Here is a 20,835-nt window from a genome sequence, read left to right as displayed (position 1 = left end):
CACTTTTTTTTCTGACGACTAGCGAATTAGCGTAATATAGTGTATAGTAAAAAACGATGTTTCATATGGTAGAGGAGGTAAAACCTTGAGTACATTGTTTTGGATTCTTCTTGTCGTGGCAGCACTCATCGGGGGTATCGCGATCGGATTCTTCATCGCTCGTAAATACATGATGAACTACCTTGAACAGAACCCACCAATCAACGAAGACATGATTCGTACGTTAATGATGCAGATGGGTCAAAAACCGTCACAGAAAAAAGTCAACCAAGTGATGCGTGCCATGAACGTTCAAGCGAAGAACGAAAAAAAATCATAATGAGTCACCGAAGCACTTCGCATCCGCGAAGTGTTTTTTTTTATCCATATTTTGTTCGACAATCGAACAAACTTTCGCTACCATAAATGAATAGTCTTATTTCAAGATATAGGGGGCGTTTCAGATTCGTGTATTTAAACAATTAGCTTGGTTCTTCAGGCTCGAATGGCGGACGTATGCAGTCGGTATCGTCTTGCTCATGTTTGTCGCCGCACTCGAGCTCATACCGCCGCGCATTATCGGCCGAGTCATCGATGGGATGAACCAAGGTTCGCTCGAAGCGGACTTGCTGTGGATGCTGCTAGGAGGCCTTGCGGCTGTCGGGATCGGAAACTATGTGGCGCGCTTTTTTTGGCGCTACTTTATTTTCGGGGCCTCGATCCGGCTCGGACGCCTGCTCCGGAGCCAACTGTATCGTCACTTCACGGATTTGGATCAACGGTTTTATAAAAAGTCGCGTGTCGGTGATTTGATGGCGCACGCGACGAACGATGTCCAGGCTGTCTCGACGACGGCGGGGGCGGGTATTTTGACGCTCGTCGACAGTGTGACGATGGGTACGTTCGTCATCATCACGATGGTGACGACGATCAGCTGGAAGCTGACGGTCGTCGCTTTACTGCCGCTGCCGATCATGGTCATTTTGACGACACGATATGGAAAGATGCTCCATAGCCGGTTCGGTGTCGCCCAAGCGGCATTTTCCGAATTGAATGACAAGGTTCAGGAGAGTGTGAGTGGGGTTCGCGTCTTGAAATCGACCGGGGAAGTCGACCACGACGTCGAATCGTTCGAGAAGTTGTCAGATGAAGTCATGGCAAAAAACGTCCGTGTCGCTAAAATTGACGCCTTGTACGACCCGACAATCTTCGGGATCGTCGGATTATCTTACATATTGTCGATCGGCTACGGGGCCTACTTGATTGAACAAGGCGAGCTCACGATCGGTCAAATCGTCAGTTTTACCGCTTATCTTAGTCTGCTCACTTGGCCGATGCTCGCCTTCGGTTGGTTGTTCAATATCGTCGAACGTGGTCGGGCTTCGTACGACCGGATCGAGCGCATGCTCGCCATCAAGCCGGAGATCCAAGACGATCCGATGGCGGCGACGAAACTGGATCATTCCGAGCTCGAGGCGGATATCGGTTCGTTCCGTTATGACGATACGACCGTGCTGCGTGATGTCACGTTCCGGATCGAGCGTGGCAAAACACTCGGGATTGTCGGTCGGACCGGTTCTGGTAAGACGACGATCGTTCGATTGTTGACCCGTGAATATGACGTGACCGACGGTAAAATCAAAATCGGCGGCGTCAATGTTCGTCAAGTCAAAAAATCACTTCTACTAGATAAAGTCGCCCTCGTCCCGCAAGACCACTTCCTGTTCTCGGATTCGATTGCGAGCAATATCGCCTTCGGAAAACCGGAAGCAAAAATGGATGAGATCATGGAGGCTGCCAAAATCGCCGAAGTGCATGACGACATCTTAAGGTTGCCGGAAGGGTATGCCACGCTAGTCGGTGAACGCGGCGTAACGCTCTCGGGGGGACAGAAGCAACGTATCTCGATTGCCCGGGCGCTTATGATCGAGGCCGATCTCTTAATCCTTGATGACGCGTTGTCCGCTGTCGATGCGAAGACGGAAGAAGCCATCATCGAACATTTCCGTGTCGGCAATCCGGAGCAATCTCGATTGATCGTCGCCCACCGTCTGTCGGCAGTGGAGCATGCCGATGAGATCCTCGTACTCGCTGATGGCCAAGTCATTCAGCGAGGCCGACACAACGATCTCATTCGAGAACCGGGCTGGTACAAAGAAACGTACGACCGCCAACAACTTGAGGCGATCGTGGAAGGAGGGGGCCACCATGAAGCATGATATTCAAGAATGGTCGGTCATCAAGCGGTTATTGGCCTATACGAAACGATACGGCCGGCCGCTCAGCCTCGCCTTCGTCTTTTTACTTCTTGCGACGGGAGCGAAGCTTGCCGGACCGTTTTTAATCAAAGTGTTCATCGATGAGTTCGTGACACCGGGCGTCTATCCGACGAATTGGGTCGTCACGCTGCTCGTCGTCTATATGGTGTTACACATCTCGGCCGTCATCTTCGACTATTTACAATCGATTGCGTTTCAGAAGATCGCCCTTAAAATCGTCCAAAATATTCGAATGGACATCTTCCGTCATGTGATGGGGCTGCGTCTCGCCTATTTCGACCGGACGCCGGCGGGTGTGCTCGTCTCCCGGATCACGAACGACACGGAAGCGGTGAAAGAGTTATACGTCGGCGTGATGAGCACGTTCGTCCAGTCAGGCGTTCAATTGCTCGGGACGTATATCTTCCTGTACATTTTAGAGCCGACGCTCGCCACGATCGGGCTCGTCCTCCTCCCGTTGTTTTGGCTCATCATTTGGGCGTATCGCCGGTACTCGACTAAATACTTTGCCCTAGTCCGTGATTTGTTATCGCAACTGAACGCGCAGTTGAGCGAGTCGATCAACGGGATGGGTATCGTTCAACAATTCCGTCAAGAAGAGCGTCTCGTCCGTCAGTTCGAAGCGACGAACGAGGCGCATCAAGAAGCACGGTTCAAGAACTTGAAGCTCGATAGTATGTTGCTCCGCCCGATCATCGAGCTGTTGCTTGCGTTCTCGATCATCGGTTTGCTCGGCTACTATGGCTTCCTGTCGATGACGGAACAAGTTCAAGTCGGGGTCGTCTATGCGTTCATCAGTTACATCGAGCGCATTTTCCGCCCCGTGCTCGATATCATGCAACGGCTGAGTGAGTTCCAACAAGCGGTCGTCTCGGCAGACCGCGTCTTCAAAGTGCTCGACACCGATGAACCGGCGCCAGGAAAAAGTCTTTCCGGCGAGGCAGCGATCGAGGCAGGAGAAGTTCGGTTTGACGATGTCACGTTCAGTTATGACGGGGAAGTCGATGTTTTGAAGAACATCTCGTTCGTCGCCAAGCCGGGTGAGACGGTCGCGCTCGTCGGTCACACGGGGAGCGGGAAAAGCTCGATCATCAACTTGCTCACTCGGTTTTATCCGTATGAAGGGGGACAGATCACCATCGACGGACACCCGCTCGAACAGTTCGAGGAAGTGGAACTTCGCGATAAGATCGGTCTCGTCTTACAAGACCCGTTCTTGTTCAGTGGCACGATCGAGGATAATTTAAAATTGTTCAACCCGACAGTTGATTCCGATAAAGTACGCCAGTCGGCGGAGTTTGTCCAAGCGAATACGTTCATCGAAAAACTCGAGACGGGGTATGGTCATACAGTCGGCGAACGGGGAGCGACGTTCTCGAGCGGGGAACGGCAGTTGCTCGCCTTCGCCCGAACGGTCGCTCGTGATCCGAAAATACTGATCTTGGACGAGGCGACGAGCTCGATCGACACGGAGACGGAGGAGCGGGTACAGTTCGCCCTCGACCGGATGCGTCGTGGACGAACGACGATCGCGATCGCCCACCGCTTGTCGACGATACAGGATGCCGACTTGATTCTTGTCTTACATCGCGGCGAGATCGTCGAACGGGGCAACCATCAGGCCTTATTGAAGCATGATGGATTATACAAAAAAATGTATGAGTTACAGTCAGGACAACGTCTGATGTCATAATCTTCAAAGGATACCTTAAGGGGTGTCCTTTTTTCCATGGAAAAAGCTCGCCACAAAAGATGTGACGAGCTGAAGTAAGTAGTCAATTTAAGTTGTCTGTTAGCTGTTTCGAAAGGACGTGAGACGTGATTAACGTGTCTAGCTCTTGGCTGACATGAATCACTTCTGGAGACGTCCAACTGTACTGCGAGGCGATTTCATACAGTTCATCGCGTTTTTGTTCAATGGCATAGTGTAAGGTTTCAGCTGTGATGACCGCCACGGTATTTCCCCCATCGTATTAAAATAGAACCTGGTGAAGTAGAATATCCAAATCTTAGCATTCAACACTACACATCACAAGTTACATTTCCATTTCAATGATTACAAAATCGGACGAAGTGGACGGAGAAAAGATGCGAGCATTTTGAAATGGTTTTCGCTATAATGAGGCTGAAAGGTGGAAAAACGCATGGAAGTCACTTTATGGCTCGCTTTTGGGGCGGGCGTCTTGTCTTTTTTATCACCGTGTACGCTGCCGCTCTATCCGGTCTTTTTGTCGTATATCACAGGGGTATCTGTCTCTGACTTGAAAAGCGAAGGGCTCCGGCAACGGACGGCTTGGTTTCATACGTTCTCATTCTTATTTGGATTCTCGATCGTCTTTCTCGTCCTCGGTTTATCGACTTCGTTGATCGCCGACTTCTTCATTCAATTTAAAGATAGTCTACGCATGTTCGGGGCAATCCTTATTTTTGTGTTCGGGGTCTTTTTAGCGGGGCTGTGGCAACCGCGCTTCATGATGCGCGAAAAGAAACTCGCACTTGGAGAACGGAAGAGCGGGTATTTTGGGACCGTGTTGATCGGAATCGGATTCGCAGCCGGATGGACGCCGTGCACAGGACCAATTCTCGCCGGGGTGATCGCACTGGCTGCGTCTAACCCGAGCCAAGGCATGGGGTATATGCTCGCTTACGTCATCGGGTTCTCGATCCCGTTTCTCATCATGGCCAGCTTCGTCGGGAAAATTAAATATTTGGCGCGCAACAGCGCGAAAGTGGCAAAGTTCGGAGGCTATTTGATGATGGCTTTCGGAGTCGTATTATATTTTGATGGAATGAACCGCTTCGCTGCCTGGATGAGCGAATTAGTGGGATTCACCGGATTCTAAAGGGGCTGACCATATGTCGATATTTTGGGGATCGACTCTCGTCGCATTGCTGATGGGGGTCATCGCGAGTTTCGTTCGCGTGAAGGCATCGGCCCGACCGACGAATGCGAAAAAAATCTTGATTCCACCGCTCGCGATGTCGACGGGCATGCTGCAATTTGTAGTGCCGGCTTTTCGTCTGACTTGGCTCGAAGTCGGGGAGGCGCTTGTCGTAGGCTTGATTTTTAGTATCTTTTTGATCAAGACGTCCAATTTTGAAAAACGTGATGGTGAGGTTTATTTATCCCGCTCGAAAGCGTTTTTCATCGTCGTCTTCGTCTTACTCGCGATCCGGACGGTCATGAAAGCGTTCCTCGGCGACGAGGTCAACATCTTCGCGACGGGCGGCTTGTTCTATTTGATCGCCTGGGGCATGATCGTGCCGTGGCGGATCGCCATGTATCAAAAATATAAGCGCATCGCGACGACATAAACAACGGCATACCTCGAGCGAGGTATGCCGTTGTTTTTCGAATCTTCACTGTTGGAAATAACGCTTATAAGTCATCCAATCGATTTGCTCTTCTTCGAGCGCTTTCTTCAAAAACTTGTGGTCCCGCTTCGGTGTGGCGGCGATATATCCTTTGACGACGAGCTCCGTCGTCATCACTTTCGCTCTCGATTCGAGCGCGAACTGTCCGATCTTGCCGGCGATCTTGCGAATGGCGACATCGCGGAACAGCTCAGGCACTGGCGTGACGAGCCGATCGAGTAGCGTCCGTGTCTCGGGTGTCCACAGGTGGCGTGTCTTCGCGATGTAATCGTCCTCGATATCTAGGAGAGAGCGGCCGTCTTCTTTCGGCATCCGTTTTAAAAACTTACGGAACATGAAGTATCCGCCGATCGTCATCAACCCGATCATCACAAATCCCCAGAAGACAATGAAATACATCATCAAGTTTTCTGGCATCGTCTTTCCCCCGTTCTTTCATTTCACAATCATTCAAGCTTAGTATACAAAAAAGACCGCGAATACAAAAGCATGAGCATCCTATAATGATGGACGAAACGACACCGTTTCGTTAGAATAGAGAGCGTTGCAGTCAGAAATGAGAATGAAGTTGAAAGTCTGGAAGGGAAAGGACAATATATGAACCAATTAAAACAAGAAGTAGAGAAACGCCGCATTTTCGGCATCATCTCCCACCCGGATGCCGGTAAGACGACACTCACGGAGAAATTGCTCTTACACGGGGGAGCGATCCGCGAAGCGGGGACGGTCAAAGCCCGCAAAAACTCAAAACACGCCAAGTCCGATTGGATGGAAATCGAGAAACAACGGGGCATCTCTGTCACGTCTTCTGTCATGCAGTTCGTCTATCGCGACAAGGTCGTCTCGATCATGGACACGCCGGGTCACAACGACTTCGGAGAAGACACGTACCGCGTCTTGACGTCTGTCGACAGCGCGGTCATGGTCATCGATGCCGCCAAAGGGATCGAGACACAGACGAAGAAATTATTCCAAGTCTGTCGTATGCGTGGTATCCCGATCTTCACGTTCATGAACAAGTTGGACCGTCAGGCAAAAGATCCGCTTGAGCTCATGGAAGAACTTGAAGAAGTGCTCGGTATGCCTTCGGTCGCCGTCACATGGCCAATCGGCAGCGGGATGCAGTTCGAAGGTGTGTTCGATCGTATCAAGAACGAGATCCACTTGTTCCGTGGCGAGAAAGGCAAGCTCACGTTGAACGAGGACGGGGTCAACGATCCTGTGCTCGCCAACTACTTGACAGAAGAAAACTTGACGAACTTGCGCGACGAGATCGACCTGTTAGACGGTGCCGGCAACGACATTGACGTCGAGGCGATCCAATCAGGTAAGCTGACACCTGTCTTCTTCGGCACGGCGCTCGTCGACTTCGGGGTGACGTCTTTCTTAGACCACTACCTCGATATGTCGCCGGCCCCAGAGGCCCGTAAATCGAACGTCGGTCCGATCGACCCGACGTCTGAAGACTTCAGTGGTTTCGTCTTCAAGATTCAAGCGAACATGAACCCGGCCCACCGTGACCGCATCGCCTTCGTCCGCATCTGTTCGGGTGTGTTCGAACGGGGAATGGACGTCACGTTGACGCGGACCGGCAAGAAAATCAAACTGAGTCAATCGACGCAGTTGATGGCCAACGACCGTGAGACTGTCGATAAGGCGTTTGCCGGTGACGTCATCGGGATTTACGATTCTGGGACGTACCAAATCGGTGACACGATCACGACGTCGAAGCAAAAGATCGCGTTCGAGGCGTTGCCGACGTTCCCGCCGGAATTGTTCATGCGCGTCTCGCCGATCAACTCGCTCAAGTCGAAACACTTCCACAAAGGTGTCGAGCAACTCGCCCAAGAAGGAGCGATCCAAGTGTACCGCAACGAGTATAACGAGATTTATCTCGGCGCGGTCGGTCAACTCCAGTTCGAGGTGTTCGAATATCGTCTCAATAACGAGTACGGGGTCGACATCCGGATGGAGCCGGTATCGTACAGTGTCGCTCGTTGGGTGAAGGACAAAGAATTGAAGGCGCTCAAGCCGTTCCAAGACTCACGGAACATGCTCGTGATCGACCGTTGGGAACGCCCTGTGTTCTTGTTCGCCAACGAGTTCACGTTTGACCGTTTCAAAGAACGCTATGAAGATGAGTTGACGCTCGTCGACGCACTCGATGTCAATGTCGAGATCGGTGCCGAATAAGCTAGATTGTAAAGGCGGCCTTAGATGGCCGTCTTTTTTTCGTGTTTTGAGATGATCGGAGCAATTGATAAGTTTTACTTATGACTAATTTGTGACGGAATGTATTTTACGTCACGCTATAGTTGTATTATGATAAACATGTGATAAGTAAGCGATTACGGCAACTGCTGTGGTCGTCGCTTTCAAAAAGGGGGAAATTGTATGGAACAGACGAACGTAGTAGACGCTTTTTCATCTCGGACACAGTTCGAGGTCAACGGACAAGCTTACGATTATTACCGACTTAAAAAGTTAGAGGAAGATGGGGTGACGGAACTCAGCCGCCTCCCGTACTCGATTCGCGTCTTGCTCGAATCAGTTTTGCGTCAACAAGACGGCCGTGCCATCACGAAAGAACACGTCGAGAACTTGGCAAAATGGGGTACTGCCGGAGTCTCGAAAGACATTGACGTACCGTTCAAACCGGCTCGCGTCGTCTTGCAAGACTTCACGGGTGTCCCGACTGTCGTCGACCTCGCTTCACTTCGTAAAGCGATGGCTGACCTTGGTGGCGACCCGAACAAAATCAACCCGGAAATCCCGGTCGATCTCGTCGTCGACCACTCGGTCCAAGTCGATGCCTACGGATTCGCCGGCGCGCTCATGAAAAACATGGACATCGAGTTCGAGCGGAACGAAGAGCGTTACAAATTCTTACGTTGGGCGCAGACTGCGTTTGACAACTACCGTGCCGTACCACCGGCGACGGGAATCGTCCACCAAGTCAACCTCGAGTACTTGGCGTCGGTCGTGCTTGAAAAGAATGATGGGACAGGAAATGTCGCGTATCCAGATTCACTCGTCGGAACGGATTCGCACACAACCATGATCAACGGACTCGGTGTCCTCGGCTGGGGTGTCGGCGGAATCGAAGCTGAAGCGAGCATGCTCGGCCAACCGTCATACTTCCCGGTACCAGACGTCGTCGGCGTCAAGATCATCGGTGAGGTCAACCCAGGTGTCACAGCGACAGACGTCGCGCTCGTCGTGACCGAGATGCTCCGTAACGAGAAGGTCGTCGGCAAGTTCGTCGAGTTCTTCGGACCGTCGCTCCACACGATGCCGCTCTCTGACCGGGCGACGATTGCTAACATGGCGCCTGAATACGGGGCGACTTGCGGCTTCTTCCCGGTCGATACGGAAACGTTGAACTACATGCGTACGACAGGTCGCTCAGAAGAGTTGATTGACCTCGTCGAGGCGTACTCGAAAGCGAACGACATGTTCTACACACCTGATCAAGCCGATCCGGCGTTCACAAAGACGCTCACGCTCGACTTGTCTAAAGTAGAACCTTCACTCGCAGGCCCGAAACGTCCGCAAGACCGCATCAACTTGTCTGACTTGCATACGGCGTTCATCGACAGCTTGAGCGCACCGGCCGGACACAGCGGCTTCGGTCTCGACCGTGCCGAGCTCGACAAGAAAGCTGCCATCCATTATGAGGATGGACCGGTCGACATGCAGACGGGTGACGTCGCAATCGCGGCGATCACGAGCTGTACGAACACGTCGAACCCTTACGTCATGGTCGGCGCTGGCCTCGTGGCCAAGAAAGCCGTCGAACGTGGACTCACGGTACCGAAATACGTGAAGACGTCGCTCGCCCCGGGCTCGAAAGTCGTTACTGACTACCTCGATAAAGCCGGACTCACGACGTACCTCGACCAGCTCGGGTTCAACACGGTCGGTTACGGCTGTACGACATGTATCGGGAACTCTGGGCCGCTCGACCGCGAAGTCGAAGAGACGATCACGTCGAACGATCTTCTCGTGTCGTCTGTCCTCTCGGGTAACCGTAACTTCGAAGGCCGCGTCCATCCGCTCGTCAAAGCGAACTTCTTGGCGTCACCGCCACTCGTCGTCGCTTACGCGCTCGCAGGGTCGGTCAACTTCGACATCATGAATGAATCATTCGGGACGGATAAAGACGGCAACGAGGTCTTCTTCAAAGACATCTGGCCGTCAAACGATGAGATCAAGATGGTCGTCCAAGACGTCGTCTCGCCGGAAGCGTTCCGTAAAGAGTATGACACGGTGTTCACGGGCAACGAACGTTGGAACGCACTCGCCGTCCCAGAAGGTAACTTGTACGACTTCTCGGACGACTCGACGTACATCCAAAACCCGCCGTTCTTCGAAAACCTCGAACCGGAAGCGGGCGTTGTGCTCCCACTTAATGGTCTTCGTGTCATCGGTAAGTTCGCCGATTCGGTTACGACTGACCACATCTCGCCGGCAGGAGCGTTCTCGAAGACGACACCAGCTGGGCAATACCTGCAGTCGAAAGGCGTCGCGCCGCTCGACTTCAACTCATACGGGTCGCGTCGTGGTAACCACGAAGTGATGATGCGCGGTACGTTCGCGAACATCCGTATCCGTAACCAAGTCGCGCCTGGCACAGAAGGCGGGTACACGACGTACTGGCCGACAGGTGAGATCATGCCGATGTATGATGCGGCTATGAAATATAAAGAGCAGGGCACAGGCTTGATCGTGCTCGCCGGAAACGACTACGGCATGGGCTCGTCGCGTGACTGGGCAGCCAAAGGTACGAACCTGCTCGGTATTCGTGCCGTCATCGCCCAAAGCTTCGAACGGATTCACCGTTCAAACCTCGTCATGATGGGTGTGTTACCGCTTCAGTTCATGGACGGGGAGTCTGCGGAATCACTCGGACTGACAGGCGAAGAGGCACTCGATATTCAAGTCGATGAGTCGGTACGTCCGCGCGACATCTTGAACGTCACGGCCACGCATGAAAACGGCACCGTGACAGCGTTCAAAGTCGTCGCCCGCTTCGACTCGGAAATTGAGATCGACTACTACCGTCACGGCGGGATCCTCCAGATGGTCCTCCGTAACAAATTGAAATAAGCGTCAAACCTTCCTTTGAAAAAAGGAAGGTTTTTTTCGTGAATATGCGAATATAAGGTGAGATGGTCAAAGATAACGGGAAAGGAACGGGGAGAGGGGGGAGTGTATGGAGCGACAAACACGGTCAGGTAAAAATTGGTGGCAGCGTCTGACTCAAAAAGAAGACGTGGTCGAGCAAGAAGTCGATATCACGTTGCCGCAGCTACGAGAAGCCATTCATGAGTATGAACAGACGTTACCGAAAGGGGTCAACCGGACGGTGCTGTTGGACGAGTCCCAAGAGATCGATCTCGGACGTTTGAAACGTCACTTGCCAGGCAAACCAAGACAGCGGTTTTACATGTCAAAAGAGACGTTCCACATCGCCCCAGAGGACGAGCGTGACGTCGTCTATGAAATGGACCAGGTGCAGCGGGCGCTCGACTTATATTTCGAGCAAGAAAAAAAATTACCGCTACGTAAATTCCAACAGACGGCGCAAATTGATTTGACGCGTCTGCGTGAAGGCGGCTATTTGAAAGTGTTGCCAAAACGGCCCTATTACGTCGTCGATGAGACGTTGATCGTATCGTTAGAACCGAAGTCGACCGAGTGACGAGATGCCATCGTCACTTTTTTCATCGTGACACGAGCGAACACGTTTTCGGGTTGTGCCGAGATTGTAAACTGTGTTAGGGTGGAAAACGTATATGAAAATAAGAAAATTGAATAGGAGTGAGATTATGGAAAGAAAAAGCCAAGTGACGACCGTCTTTATCGTATCAGCTATCATTACGGTCCTCTTTACGATTTGGGGAATCTTCCCTGAAAGCTTGCTCGGAAACGCAAGCCTGATCAACGTGACGACGAAGCTGCAAGATTGGCTCTCGAACGGGATGGGCTGGTTCTATCTGCTCAGCGCGACCGGGATTTTACTCGTCGCGATTTTTTTAATCTTTTCGCGCTTCGGGTCGATCCGACTCGGAAAAGATACAGACCGACCAGATTTCGGATATTTGACATGGTTCGCCATGTTGTTCAGCGCCGGGATGGGAATCGGCCTTATCTTCTGGGGAGCGGCGGAACCGTTGCTTCACTTCCACACACCGCCGTTCGAATCTAGCAGCCCCGAAGGAAACGCGCGTACGGCGATGCGTTACGCCTTCTTCCATTGGGGCTTCCACCCGTGGGCGATTTACGCGATGATCGCTCTCGCGATCGCGTACTCGACGTTCCGCAAAGGGCGTCCGGCGACAATCGGGGAGACAATCGGTTCACTCGTCAACGACCGCTATGAACGTCCGGTCAAACAGATGGTCGATATTTTGGCCGTCGTCGCAACAGCGTTTGGGGTCGCGACGTCGCTCGGATTTGGTGCCCAGCAGATTGCCGGTGGACTTCATTACTTAATTCCGGGCGTGCCGAACGCGTTTTCGACGCAGTTGATCATCATCGCTGTCGTGACGGTGCTGTATATGATCAGTGCCTCAACCGGATTAGATAAAGGGATTCGCATACTCAGTAATACGAACATCTTCCTCGCCATCGTCCTGCTCGTCGCGACGCTCATCGCGGGACCGAGCGCATTCATTCTTAACTTGTTCACGCAGACGATCGGGACGTACTTGCAACAGCTACCGTCGGTCAGCTTCCGCACAGCCGCCTTTGAACCGGCGGAACGTGAATGGATCAACGGCTGGACGATCTTCTACTGGGCGTGGTGGATTTCTTGGTCACCGTTCGTCGGGACGTTTATCGCCCGTGTCTCAAAAGGTCGGACGATCCGTGAGTTCATCATCGGAATCTTGCTCGTACCGACATCGTTCGGACTGCTTTGGTTCTCTGTCTTCGGCGGATCGGCCATTTGGGCTGATTTGTTCGGTGGAGCGAACTTGATTGACGCGGTCAACGAGATTGGAACGGAAGTCGGGCTGTTCGCCTTGTTCGAGACGTTCGGCGGATTCGGGACGGTACTAAGCATCATTGCCATCTTCTTGATCTCGACGTTCTTCATCACATCAGCCGACTCGGCGACATATGTGCTCGGAATGCTGACGACAGGAGGGAAACTCATCCCACCGATGCGGATCAAGTTGATTTGGGGCTTCATTCAATCATCGATCGCAGCCGTGCTCTTGTATGCGGGTGGTCTCGGCGCGCTTCAAGCCGTCGCGATCCTTGTCGCCTTCCCGTTCATCTTCGTGCTGATTCTGATGATCGTCGCCTTGTTCAAGGACTTGGCCGATGAACCGGACGAACGGGATAAATGGATTGAAAGTTATAAGCGTGATGAAGATAAACTTGGATAAAATTATAGGGTCTCAGTCGAGGCCCTTTTTTTAGTTGTAAATGTTTTGCATGGCACCCTCGCTAGTGTAGGATAGTAAGTGAAGAATATTGGGAGGGCATGTTATGAAACGAGAAGTGAAAAAGCGGCTCAGTTGGATCATTTTTGCCGGCATCCTCATCGTCGGGGCTCTGCTCGCTTATAATTTTTATTTGGTCACCAACTTGAATGATGATGATGACAATGGTCGTGAGAATCGGACCGAACCGTTCTACACGTCCGTCGAAATCGGCTATGAAGAGAAGAAGTTGCCAGAAAACGGGGAGACGCTCGAAGTTCGCAACTACCTCGTCACGTACGATGAGAACGGACATTTCGTATCCGAGGTCGTATCGGGACCGAACGCCGGTGCCCGGGCCGAATGGGATGGCACGATGTACCGTGAGTTCAATCCGGAAGGCGACGAAACGAACAGTCAAGAGACGAGTTCGGGTGCAGTCGCTCCCCATCCGTTCTTGTCGCGGGCGACGAACGAACAGATTCGCAAGTGGCTTGATGACGGGACGTTAGGCACGGGTGAAGGTGACGTCAATATCATCGGTCGGACAGCTCAGGCGTTCGTCAAAACGGAATCCGCCGAGGCGGTGCCTGCGGAGTGGGTCGAGAAATACCCATCGATCTTCGACGAAGACGAAAATGAGGAAGCGGTGACGTATTACGTCGATGTGAACGAACGGATTCTGCTCGCTGCTGAGTCACGCAACAACGGGAACTTGTTCCACTCGATTCGCATGACTTCTTTTGAAGCACTATAACCCGACGAGGAGCAGACTGAGACGTCGGCTCCTTTGTCGTCTGAAAGGGAGAACTTTATGAAACAGATCCATTTGGAACAAGTTCAACATGACTTGGAACGGTGGGAACAAGGCAACAAGGTCGATGAAGCGGCGCTCTTGTCCTATGCCCACTGGTCGCGTGCGACAGAGCATAACGACGAGTTGATCCGGACGTTGACACTGCTTTCGACGAGACGGTTGCAGCACAACCAAACAATCGACCCGCTCCTCAATCGCTGGGTGAAGGAACTCGAGTCGCTCGGCGCTTTACCTGCTGAACTGAGGGTCAGCCAACTGAATGAGAAGTTGCGCCGGTTCAGACAATCGCTCCATGTCGATTGGCCGACTCTTCGCGAAGCCGACTACGCCTCGATGAAAGTCCAAATTTTGACCGAGTACGAAGCGAAGACGTCCGAACTGCTCGATCAGCTCGATCGGTTACACGACGAAATCGAACGGGCCAAGTCAGATCTGCGGGACTCCGAGTTCAAAGATCAATTGGAGCGTTTGTTCGAGGTCGTCATCGAAGCGATGCAAGAAGTCGCGTCACTCGAAGATGACACCGCGTCACTGCTCGCGTCGATGCAAGGCAACTACTTCAGCCGGGAGGCGTTCCGTCGTTTCGGTGAGCGGGTCGGTCTCGTCAAACAACGGATCGATACGATTTGCGAGCTGTTGCCGGAACGTCCACGGGAGGTCCGTTCGAGTGCGATCGAGTCGCTCGAGTCGATGATCGGTCTAACGGAAGTGAAGCAGCGGGTGAAAGCGTGGTATCGGTTCTTGTTGTTTCAAAAAGAACGGGACAAGGCCGGTTTCTCGTCGAAACATCAACCATCGCTCCATCTCGTCTTCACAGGGAACCCCGGTACCGGCAAGACGACGCTCGCCCGGCTCATGGCCGAGATCTATTTCGAGCTCGGTCTTCTCGGACGGCCCGATGTCATCGAGGCAGACCGTTCGAGCCTTGTCGGTGCTTTCGTCGGCCAGACGGAAGAACAAGTCATGAATAAAGTCAAGGAAGCCGAAGGGGGCGTCTTGTTCATCGATGAGGCATACGCGCTCAAACGGCAAGATGCGAGCGGGAGCGATTATGGACAAGCGGCAATCGACACACTCGTCGCCGCGATGACGAGCGGGGAATATGCCGGAAAGTTCGTCGTCATCCTGGCCGGTTATCCGGAAGAGATGCGCCACTTCTTACTCGCGAATCCAGGACTCAGATCGCGGTTCCCTGAATCGAACCATTACGAGCTGCCGAACTACAGCGACGAAGAGCTCGTCGCGATTGGGGAGAAAGTGGCCGAAGAGAACAACTATGTGCTGACGACCGATGCCAAGCGCGCCCTCATCGCCCGGATTGACCGGGAACGAGTCGATGCGACGTTCGGGAACGCCCGGACCGTCCATAACATCTTGCTCGATGCGATGTTCAAAAAAGGATCTCGTTTCGGTGCCGACGCCCCGCTCGACGAGATGGCTTTGTTGACAGAGCTCGATTTTGAAGAGGCGACGAGCGAAGATGGCACGGCTCCGACGCTCGATGACATGATCGGGATGGAAGAAGCGAAGCGACAGCTTCAGGAGATCGAGGCGCTGATCACGATTCAAAGACGGCGGCGCGAGCTCGGGCTGAAGACGGCTCCGGTCCAACTTCACGCCGCGCTTGTCGGCAACAGTGGTACCGGCAAGACGACGTTCGCGCACGTGTACGCTCAGTTGTTGAAGAAGATGGGCTACTTGAAACGGGGACATTTGAAAGTCGTCAGCCGTGCCGACCTCGTCAGCGGCTACGTCGGACAGACGGCTCAAAAGACGAAAGCAGCCATCCGCGACGCGCTCGGCGGGGTATTACTGATCGATGAGGCGTACAGTTTGAACGGCGGTCCGAACGACTACGGACGCGAAGCAATCGATACGCTCGTCGACGAGATGCCGAAGCACGGGGAGAACCTCGTCGTCATTTTGGCGGGCTATGAGGCGCCGATGCGCCGGTTGATCGATTCGAACCCAGGACTCAGCAGCCGGATCAAACGAACGATTCAGTTCGAAGACTATTCACTCGCGCAACTTTCCCAAATCGCGAACAGCTATGCCGAGAAGTTCGGTTATGCGTTCGGGGACGGTGTCGAAGCCGCACTGGCCGAACGACTGAAGCATGCAGATAAACCGAACGCACGGACAGCGCTGTCGCTCGTCGATGAGGCGATCGCCCGACAATCGTACCGGCTCATCGCCGAGAACGCCGAGGATAGCGAGTTAAATCAGATTTTAGTAGTAGATATTAAGAGTAAGTTATAATATACTGTATACTGAAAAGAGGGCGATTTGATGCATACGATTCAGATTCCTGTACGATATCAAGAGACAGACATGATGGGGATCGTCTATCATGCGAATTATTTAGTCTACCTTGAGATCGCGAGAACCGAGTTGTTACGACAACTCGGAGTGGAATATAAAGACATGGAACAGGCCGGGTTCGTATCGCCGGTGACGAACGTGACGGTCGACTATAAAAAGAGCGTCACGTTCGGAGACACGGTCAACGTGCGCGTCTGGGTCGACAGTTATTCGAAGATCCGTACCGTCTACGGATATGAGTTGACCGACCAAAACAATGATTTGGTCGGGACCGCGAAGACGACGCATGTCGTCGTGAAGCGCGGCGATTTCAAACCGATCCGGCTCGACCGGGAATTCCCGGCATGGCACAATATGTATTTGAAAGTCTTGAGCCCGGTTCAATAACAGTCGTTCCTTTGTACCGTCAGTGTGGTATCATATCTTGACGGTATTTTTTTGTATGAAGAAAGGGGAAGATCGCATGCGAAAACCATCTATGTTGATGGTGTGCTGCGCCTTGACGCTCACGTTAGTGGGATGTACGACAAGCGAACAAGCTGATCCGAACGAACCGATAGAACAACCGACCGTGTCTGACACGGAGAAGCCGGCGGAAACGCCGACTGATAACGAGACGGCACCGGCAGAACCAGCTCCGGAAGCAGAAGAGCCGGCCGAAACGGATAAGGACGAACAACCGGCGACCGAACCAGAGCCGCCGGTCGAGGAAGAACCAGTGGCCGAGCCGAGTCAACCGATTGAATTGAACGGGCAAGCAAATCTTGAGTTGGACGCACTCGTCCTCGTCAATAAACAGATTGCCTTGCCGAGTGATTATCAACCGGCCGATTTGGTGCCAGCGAACATCGATTTCGTCGATTCGGCGACCGGTGAGCGTAGAATGTTGCGTAAAGAAGCGGCCCGTGCCATCGAGTCACTCATGAAGGACGCGAAAGCGGCCGGGATTGACTTGAAAGGGACGAGCGCGTTCCGGACGTATGCGTATCAAGTACAGTTGTTCAACGCCTACGTCGCGCGTGACGGCAAGGAGCAGGCCATGAAGTACTCGGCGCCTCCGGGACACTCAGAGCATCAGACAGGGCTCGCGATCGACGTCTCGAGCGCATCAGTCGGTTATCAACTGACGCAAGAGCTTGAACAGACGACAGAGGGCAAGTGGCTTGCCGATAATGCACACAAGTACGGGTTTATCGTCCGTTACCAACGTGCTTACGAAGCGGAAACCGGTTATATGTATGAACCGTGGCACTTACGATATATCGGGGTAGACCATGCGATGAACGTTCATAAAACGAACGTTCCGTTCGAGCGCTACCTCGAGCAATTAATGGACTAAGGGGAATTGCGATGCCTTACATGACAGAAGTGATGATCATCATCATCAGCTATTTGCTGGGCTCGATCCCGTTCGCGCTCATCGTCGGAAAGCTCGGCTATCGAGTCGATGTGCGAGAGCATGGGAGCGGGAACTTAGGGACGACGAACACGTTCCGCGTGCTCGGAAAAAAAGCGGGGACGCTCGTATTGTTAGGAGATATGGGGAAAGGGTTGGTCGCGGCGCTGTTGCCGCTCCTGTTCGGTAGCGACATGAGTCTCTTGCTCGCAGGGATTCCGGCCATCATCGGCCACTCGTACCCGATCTTCGCCAAGTTCAAAGGCGGAAAATCGGTCGCGACGAGCGCCGGGATCTTACTCGCGGCGTTCCCGTGGTTCTTCTTCGTCGTCGTCGGGACGTTTATCGTGGCGCTGCTCATCTCGAAGATGGTGTCGCTCTCGTCGATGGCGGCGTCAGCGGTCGGACTCGTGACGGTCGTGACGTATAGCGTCGTCACGAGAGATTGGTTACCGCTCATCGTAATCGTGCCGCTCGCCTTGTTCATCATCATCAAGCACCGTACGAACTGGCAACGGATCCGCGCGGGCACCGAACCGAAAGTGCCGCTGTTCCAAAAGAAAAAATAAAGATGTTGCCGAACGGGACCTGTCTATCAGGTTCCGTTCGGTTTTTGTCGTTTGCGCCGAAACGATTTCGAGCGACCTACCAATTGTTGTGGATTTCCGTGGATTTTTGCTAAAAAGAATGAAAAAAGTGTTGGATTTGCCCGTTCTTTACTTTCAGTTTACGTTAAATTTACATCCGTTCGCTAAAATGGGAGAGGAAGCGATTTTTGCGGAGGAGGCAGGCTTGTGTCGTTAATTGGAGAAGAACGTAAACAAAAGATTGTCGAGTGGATCGAGCGGGAAGGTAAAGTGAAGACGAGTGAACTGATCGAACGGTTGAACGTCTCGGGGGAGTCGATTCGCCGCTACTTAGAAGAGCTTGAGAAAGAACATCGTATCAAACGGGTATACGGCGGAGCCGTCTTGCATCAAAGCGTCTCGTTCCAGCCGATGACGATTTCGAACATGGACGGGATTCGTCGCATCGCCTATACGGCGTTTCAACTTGTCGAAGACGACATGCTACTCTACATCGGGCATGGTGTCGCTCCCGAGCAAGTCGCGTCAAGGCTCCGCGGGCGAAACTTGACGGTCGTCACGCCTTCACTCATGGTCGCGAAAGCGCTATTCGAGCAGCGGGCCAAAGGTGTGTTCACGGGCGATATCCAATTGCTCGGAGGTACGATCGACCCGAAACATCTCGTTACCGTCGGCGAACAAGTGCTTCAACAACTGAAAGCGTACGTGTTCGATATGGCGATCTTGTCTGTCGAAGGGGTCGACGCGACGCTCGGGCTGACGTGTGACGCCCATGGGCTGTCGACTGTGACGCAAGCCGTCATGACGCAGAGCCGCATGTGTTATCTGCTCGCCGACCACACCCAGTTCAATCAACAGAAACGATATCGTGTCTCCGACTTCTCGACGGTGACGACGATCATCTCAGATTTTCCAGAACCGACCGATTGGAAGCGGGCATTGGCCGAACACGAGGTCGAATGGCGTTTCGCTCCATAACTAAAGGAGGAGTCATTTATGATCGAAGTTATCGTCACGACGTTAAATGAAGCGAAAGCAGCGGCACGATACGGGGCGAATCGGCTCGAACTGATTGCCGATATGCGTGCCGGTGGGACGACCCCGAGCTTCGGGACGATCCGTAACGTATTGGAGAACGTCACGATCCCTGTCCACGTCATGATCCGGCCGCATACCGACTCGTTCGTTTACAGCGAAGATGATAGTGAGACGATTTTGGCGGATGTCGGGCTGTGCCGTGAGCTCGGGGCCGACGGGATCGTCTTCGGCGCATTGACGGAAGACGGACGAATCGATGAACGGTTGCTCGGCGAGGTCATCAAGCATAAAGGTGACATGGCGCTCACGTTCCACCGGGCGATCGACGAAGCGGCCGATTTCATTCAAGCGGTGGACGTGTTGAACGGATTTCCAGAAGTCGATCAAATTTTGACGTCCGGGGGAGCGGTGACGGCCGTTGAAGGGATCGGGCGTCTCGAAGCGATGCGTGACGCGGCGACGATGACGATACTGCCTGGAGCTGGGATCACGGCGGACAACGTCGCTCAAATCGTCGCCCGGCTCGATGTTCCTTTTGTCCATGTCGGCAACGGCGTTCGGACGGACAGGAGACTTGATGAGGCGAAATTTCACAACCTGCTCGAGCAAATGAAACGCTAAAAACAGTCGGATGACTGTTTTTTTGCTATAATGAAAAAAACGATAATGAAGGTGACGTCATGCAATCAGCAGTCTATAAACAATTTGCGCTCCGGATGTTGTCCGGAAACTGGGGGATCTCACTCCTTGCCGTGCTCTCGACGATGCTCGTTCAAGCGATGATCACGACGCAACTCGATTTGTCATCGACGGACCCGTTCGTCATGCTCGTCTCGATCGGTCTTTTGTACGGTGCGACCGTCTTGCTCGCCCCGCTCGAGATGGGACGAAACTGGATCTTCCTCGACATCGCCAAAGCGGAAAAACCAAGGTTCGGTCTTTTGCTCGAGTCGTTCGGGTCCGTTAAAGACTATGTCCGTGCCGTCACGTATTACGCCGTGTTCTATCTTGGACTGAACGTGCTCATGCTCTTCTTGATCGTCCCGGGCGTTTGGTTTTACTTGACGTATCGAATGGTCCCGTTCATCCTTCGCGATCAACCTGAACTGTCGGCGTTCGCAGCGATGCGTGAGAGCCGACGCCTCATGCACGGCAAGAAGCAAGTCATGCTTAGACTCTATGCGAGTTTTATCGGCTGGTACGTGCTCGTGCTCATGACAGGCGGGATCGCCTATATCTTCGTCCAGCCGTATCTTCATACGGCGCTCGGCGGCCTCTACCTCGAAATCAAAGCAGAAAAACAAGCAAACGAAACCACGGCCGGCTGAATCTCAGCCGACCGTGGTTTTTTTATGAGCCGTGCCGATCCGACTTCTGTGGATCGGGCGCGTCCTCAAAGTCTTGTCTTTCTTCATTCGTCGCATGTTCATGCCACTTTTTAGCCTGTTCTGTCGCAATCGGTATCGCTTTTTGATCGGAATACCCTTGAGCTATTAGGGCATTGGCGATATCGATCGCTTTCTTTTTGACGAGCGGGTCGAAGTTTTTCAGTGATTCCGGATAATCTTTCATATTCCAAGGCATCATGATCACTCCCTTCTGTACTACT

Annotated in this window: 20 protein-coding genes; 17 read left to right on the top strand and 3 right to left on the bottom strand. The window is 52.9% G+C overall.

Annotated elements, in window-relative coordinates:
• The first annotated feature begins 85 nt into the window (after positions 1 to 85).
• The 3 genes from EVJ22_RS00825 (at position 86) to EVJ22_RS00815 (ending at position 3,951) form a co-directional block, all read left to right on the top strand.
• Positions 86 to 319 carry a YneF family protein gene (locus tag EVJ22_RS00825; RefSeq protein ID WP_131439735.1) on the top strand — a complete coding sequence of 78 codons (234 nt, stop codon included), beginning with the start codon at positions 86 to 88 and terminating at the stop codon, positions 317 to 319.
• Between the two features lie 124 nt (positions 320 to 443).
• Positions 444 to 2,198 (top strand): ABC transporter transmembrane domain-containing protein, encoded by a 1,755-nt coding sequence (locus tag EVJ22_RS00820; RefSeq protein WP_070327148.1) that lies wholly within the window; start codon positions 444 to 446, stop codon positions 2,196 to 2,198.
• On the top strand, positions 2,188 to 3,951 hold the full coding sequence (locus EVJ22_RS00815) for an ABC transporter ATP-binding protein (protein WP_131442906.1): 1,764 nt from the start codon (positions 2,188 to 2,190) through the stop codon (positions 3,949 to 3,951). Before EVJ22_RS00820 ends, EVJ22_RS00815 begins: the two co-directional genes overlap by 11 nt.
• Positions 3,952 to 4,033: 82 nt before the next feature.
• Here the strand turns inward: EVJ22_RS00815 and EVJ22_RS00810 are convergent, their stop codons facing one another.
• Entirely contained in the window at positions 4,034 to 4,213 is a 180-nt protein-coding gene (locus EVJ22_RS00810) for an aspartyl-phosphate phosphatase Spo0E family protein (RefSeq protein ID WP_071397628.1), read from the bottom strand.
• A gap of 189 nt (positions 4,214 to 4,402) precedes the next feature.
• Between EVJ22_RS00810 and EVJ22_RS00805 the strand changes: the two genes are divergently transcribed.
• Both EVJ22_RS00805 and EVJ22_RS00800 read left to right on the top strand, forming a co-directional pair.
• Positions 4,403 to 5,101 (top strand): cytochrome c biogenesis CcdA family protein, encoded by a 699-nt coding sequence (locus EVJ22_RS00805; protein WP_071397627.1) that lies wholly within the window; start codon positions 4,403 to 4,405, stop codon positions 5,099 to 5,101.
• Between the two features lie 13 nt (positions 5,102 to 5,114).
• On the top strand, positions 5,115 to 5,573 hold the full coding sequence (locus tag EVJ22_RS00800) for a CcdC family protein (RefSeq protein ID WP_071397626.1): 459 nt from the start codon (positions 5,115 to 5,117) through the stop codon (positions 5,571 to 5,573).
• Positions 5,574 to 5,618: 45 nt separating this feature from the next.
• On the opposite strand, the gene EVJ22_RS00795 is transcribed toward EVJ22_RS00800, so the two are convergent.
• Complete coding sequence (locus EVJ22_RS00795) at positions 5,619 to 6,050, bottom strand: DUF2621 family protein (RefSeq protein ID WP_070327153.1); 432 nt, start codon at positions 6,048 to 6,050, stop codon at positions 5,619 to 5,621.
• 180 nt (positions 6,051 to 6,230) lie between these two features.
• On the opposite strand from EVJ22_RS00795, the gene EVJ22_RS00790 reads away from it, so the two are divergent.
• The 12 genes from EVJ22_RS00790 to EVJ22_RS00735 all read left to right on the top strand — a co-directional run bounded on the left by EVJ22_RS00790 (position 6,231) and on the right by EVJ22_RS00735 (position 20,554).
• The gene (locus EVJ22_RS00790; protein WP_071397625.1) at positions 6,231 to 7,826 is read left to right on the top strand and encodes a peptide chain release factor 3; all 1,596 of its coding nucleotides are present in this window, start codon (positions 6,231 to 6,233) and stop codon (positions 7,824 to 7,826) included.
• A gap of 201 nt (positions 7,827 to 8,027) precedes the next feature.
• The gene (gene acnA, locus EVJ22_RS00785; RefSeq protein ID WP_131442904.1) at positions 8,028 to 10,742 is read left to right on the top strand and encodes an aconitate hydratase AcnA; all 2,715 of its coding nucleotides are present in this window, start codon (positions 8,028 to 8,030) and stop codon (positions 10,740 to 10,742) included.
• Between the two features lie 106 nt (positions 10,743 to 10,848).
• Positions 10,849 to 11,337, top strand: coding sequence for a DUF3939 domain-containing protein (locus EVJ22_RS00780; RefSeq protein ID WP_084812897.1), 489 nt, complete (start codon positions 10,849 to 10,851; stop codon positions 11,335 to 11,337).
• Between the two features lie 127 nt (positions 11,338 to 11,464).
• Positions 11,465 to 13,030, top strand: coding sequence for a BCCT family transporter (locus EVJ22_RS00775; protein WP_071397623.1), 1,566 nt, complete (start codon positions 11,465 to 11,467; stop codon positions 13,028 to 13,030).
• A gap of 103 nt (positions 13,031 to 13,133) precedes the next feature.
• Positions 13,134 to 13,823, top strand: a complete 690-nt coding sequence (locus EVJ22_RS00770; protein ID WP_071397622.1) for a hypothetical protein — start codon at positions 13,134 to 13,136, stop codon at positions 13,821 to 13,823.
• A gap of 57 nt (positions 13,824 to 13,880) precedes the next feature.
• The gene (locus tag EVJ22_RS00765; RefSeq protein ID WP_071397621.1) at positions 13,881 to 16,142 is read left to right on the top strand and encodes an AAA family ATPase; all 2,262 of its coding nucleotides are present in this window, start codon (positions 13,881 to 13,883) and stop codon (positions 16,140 to 16,142) included.
• 30 nt (positions 16,143 to 16,172) lie between these two features.
• On the top strand, positions 16,173 to 16,592 hold the full coding sequence (locus EVJ22_RS00760; protein WP_071397620.1) for an acyl-CoA thioesterase: 420 nt from the start codon (positions 16,173 to 16,175) through the stop codon (positions 16,590 to 16,592).
• A 76-nt stretch (positions 16,593 to 16,668) separates the two neighbouring features.
• Positions 16,669 to 17,544, top strand: a complete 876-nt coding sequence (locus EVJ22_RS00755) for a M15 family metallopeptidase (protein ID WP_233589548.1) — start codon at positions 16,669 to 16,671, stop codon at positions 17,542 to 17,544.
• Positions 17,545 to 17,555: 11 nt separating this feature from the next.
• A complete protein-coding gene (gene plsY, locus EVJ22_RS00750; RefSeq protein ID WP_370246298.1) occupies positions 17,556 to 18,170 on the top strand; it encodes a glycerol-3-phosphate 1-O-acyltransferase PlsY in 615 nt (204 codons plus the stop codon).
• A 225-nt stretch (positions 18,171 to 18,395) separates the two neighbouring features.
• Entirely contained in the window at positions 18,396 to 19,166 is a 771-nt protein-coding gene (locus EVJ22_RS00745; protein WP_070327161.1) for a DeoR/GlpR family DNA-binding transcription regulator, read from the top strand.
• 18 nt (positions 19,167 to 19,184) lie between these two features.
• On the top strand, positions 19,185 to 19,847 hold the full coding sequence (locus tag EVJ22_RS00740; protein ID WP_071397617.1) for a copper homeostasis protein CutC: 663 nt from the start codon (positions 19,185 to 19,187) through the stop codon (positions 19,845 to 19,847).
• A gap of 59 nt (positions 19,848 to 19,906) precedes the next feature.
• Positions 19,907 to 20,554 carry a DUF975 family protein gene (locus EVJ22_RS00735; RefSeq protein ID WP_071397616.1) on the top strand — a complete coding sequence of 216 codons (648 nt, stop codon included), beginning with the start codon at positions 19,907 to 19,909 and terminating at the stop codon, positions 20,552 to 20,554.
• A 22-nt stretch (positions 20,555 to 20,576) separates the two neighbouring features.
• Here the strand turns inward: EVJ22_RS00735 and EVJ22_RS00730 are convergent, their stop codons facing one another.
• Positions 20,577 to 20,813 carry a DUF2188 domain-containing protein gene (locus EVJ22_RS00730; protein WP_071397615.1) on the bottom strand — a complete coding sequence of 79 codons (237 nt, stop codon included), beginning with the start codon at positions 20,811 to 20,813 and terminating at the stop codon, positions 20,577 to 20,579.
• Between the last annotated feature and the right edge of the window lie 22 nt (positions 20,814 to 20,835).

The sequence above is a fragment of the Exiguobacterium sp. SH0S7 genome (genome assembly GCF_004337195.1).
Classification (GTDB): Bacteria; Bacillota; Bacilli; order Exiguobacteriales; family Exiguobacteriaceae; genus Exiguobacterium; species Exiguobacterium aurantiacum_A.
The sequence above is the reverse complement of the archived record's forward strand: the minus strand, read 5'-3'. Positions and strand labels throughout refer to the sequence as shown.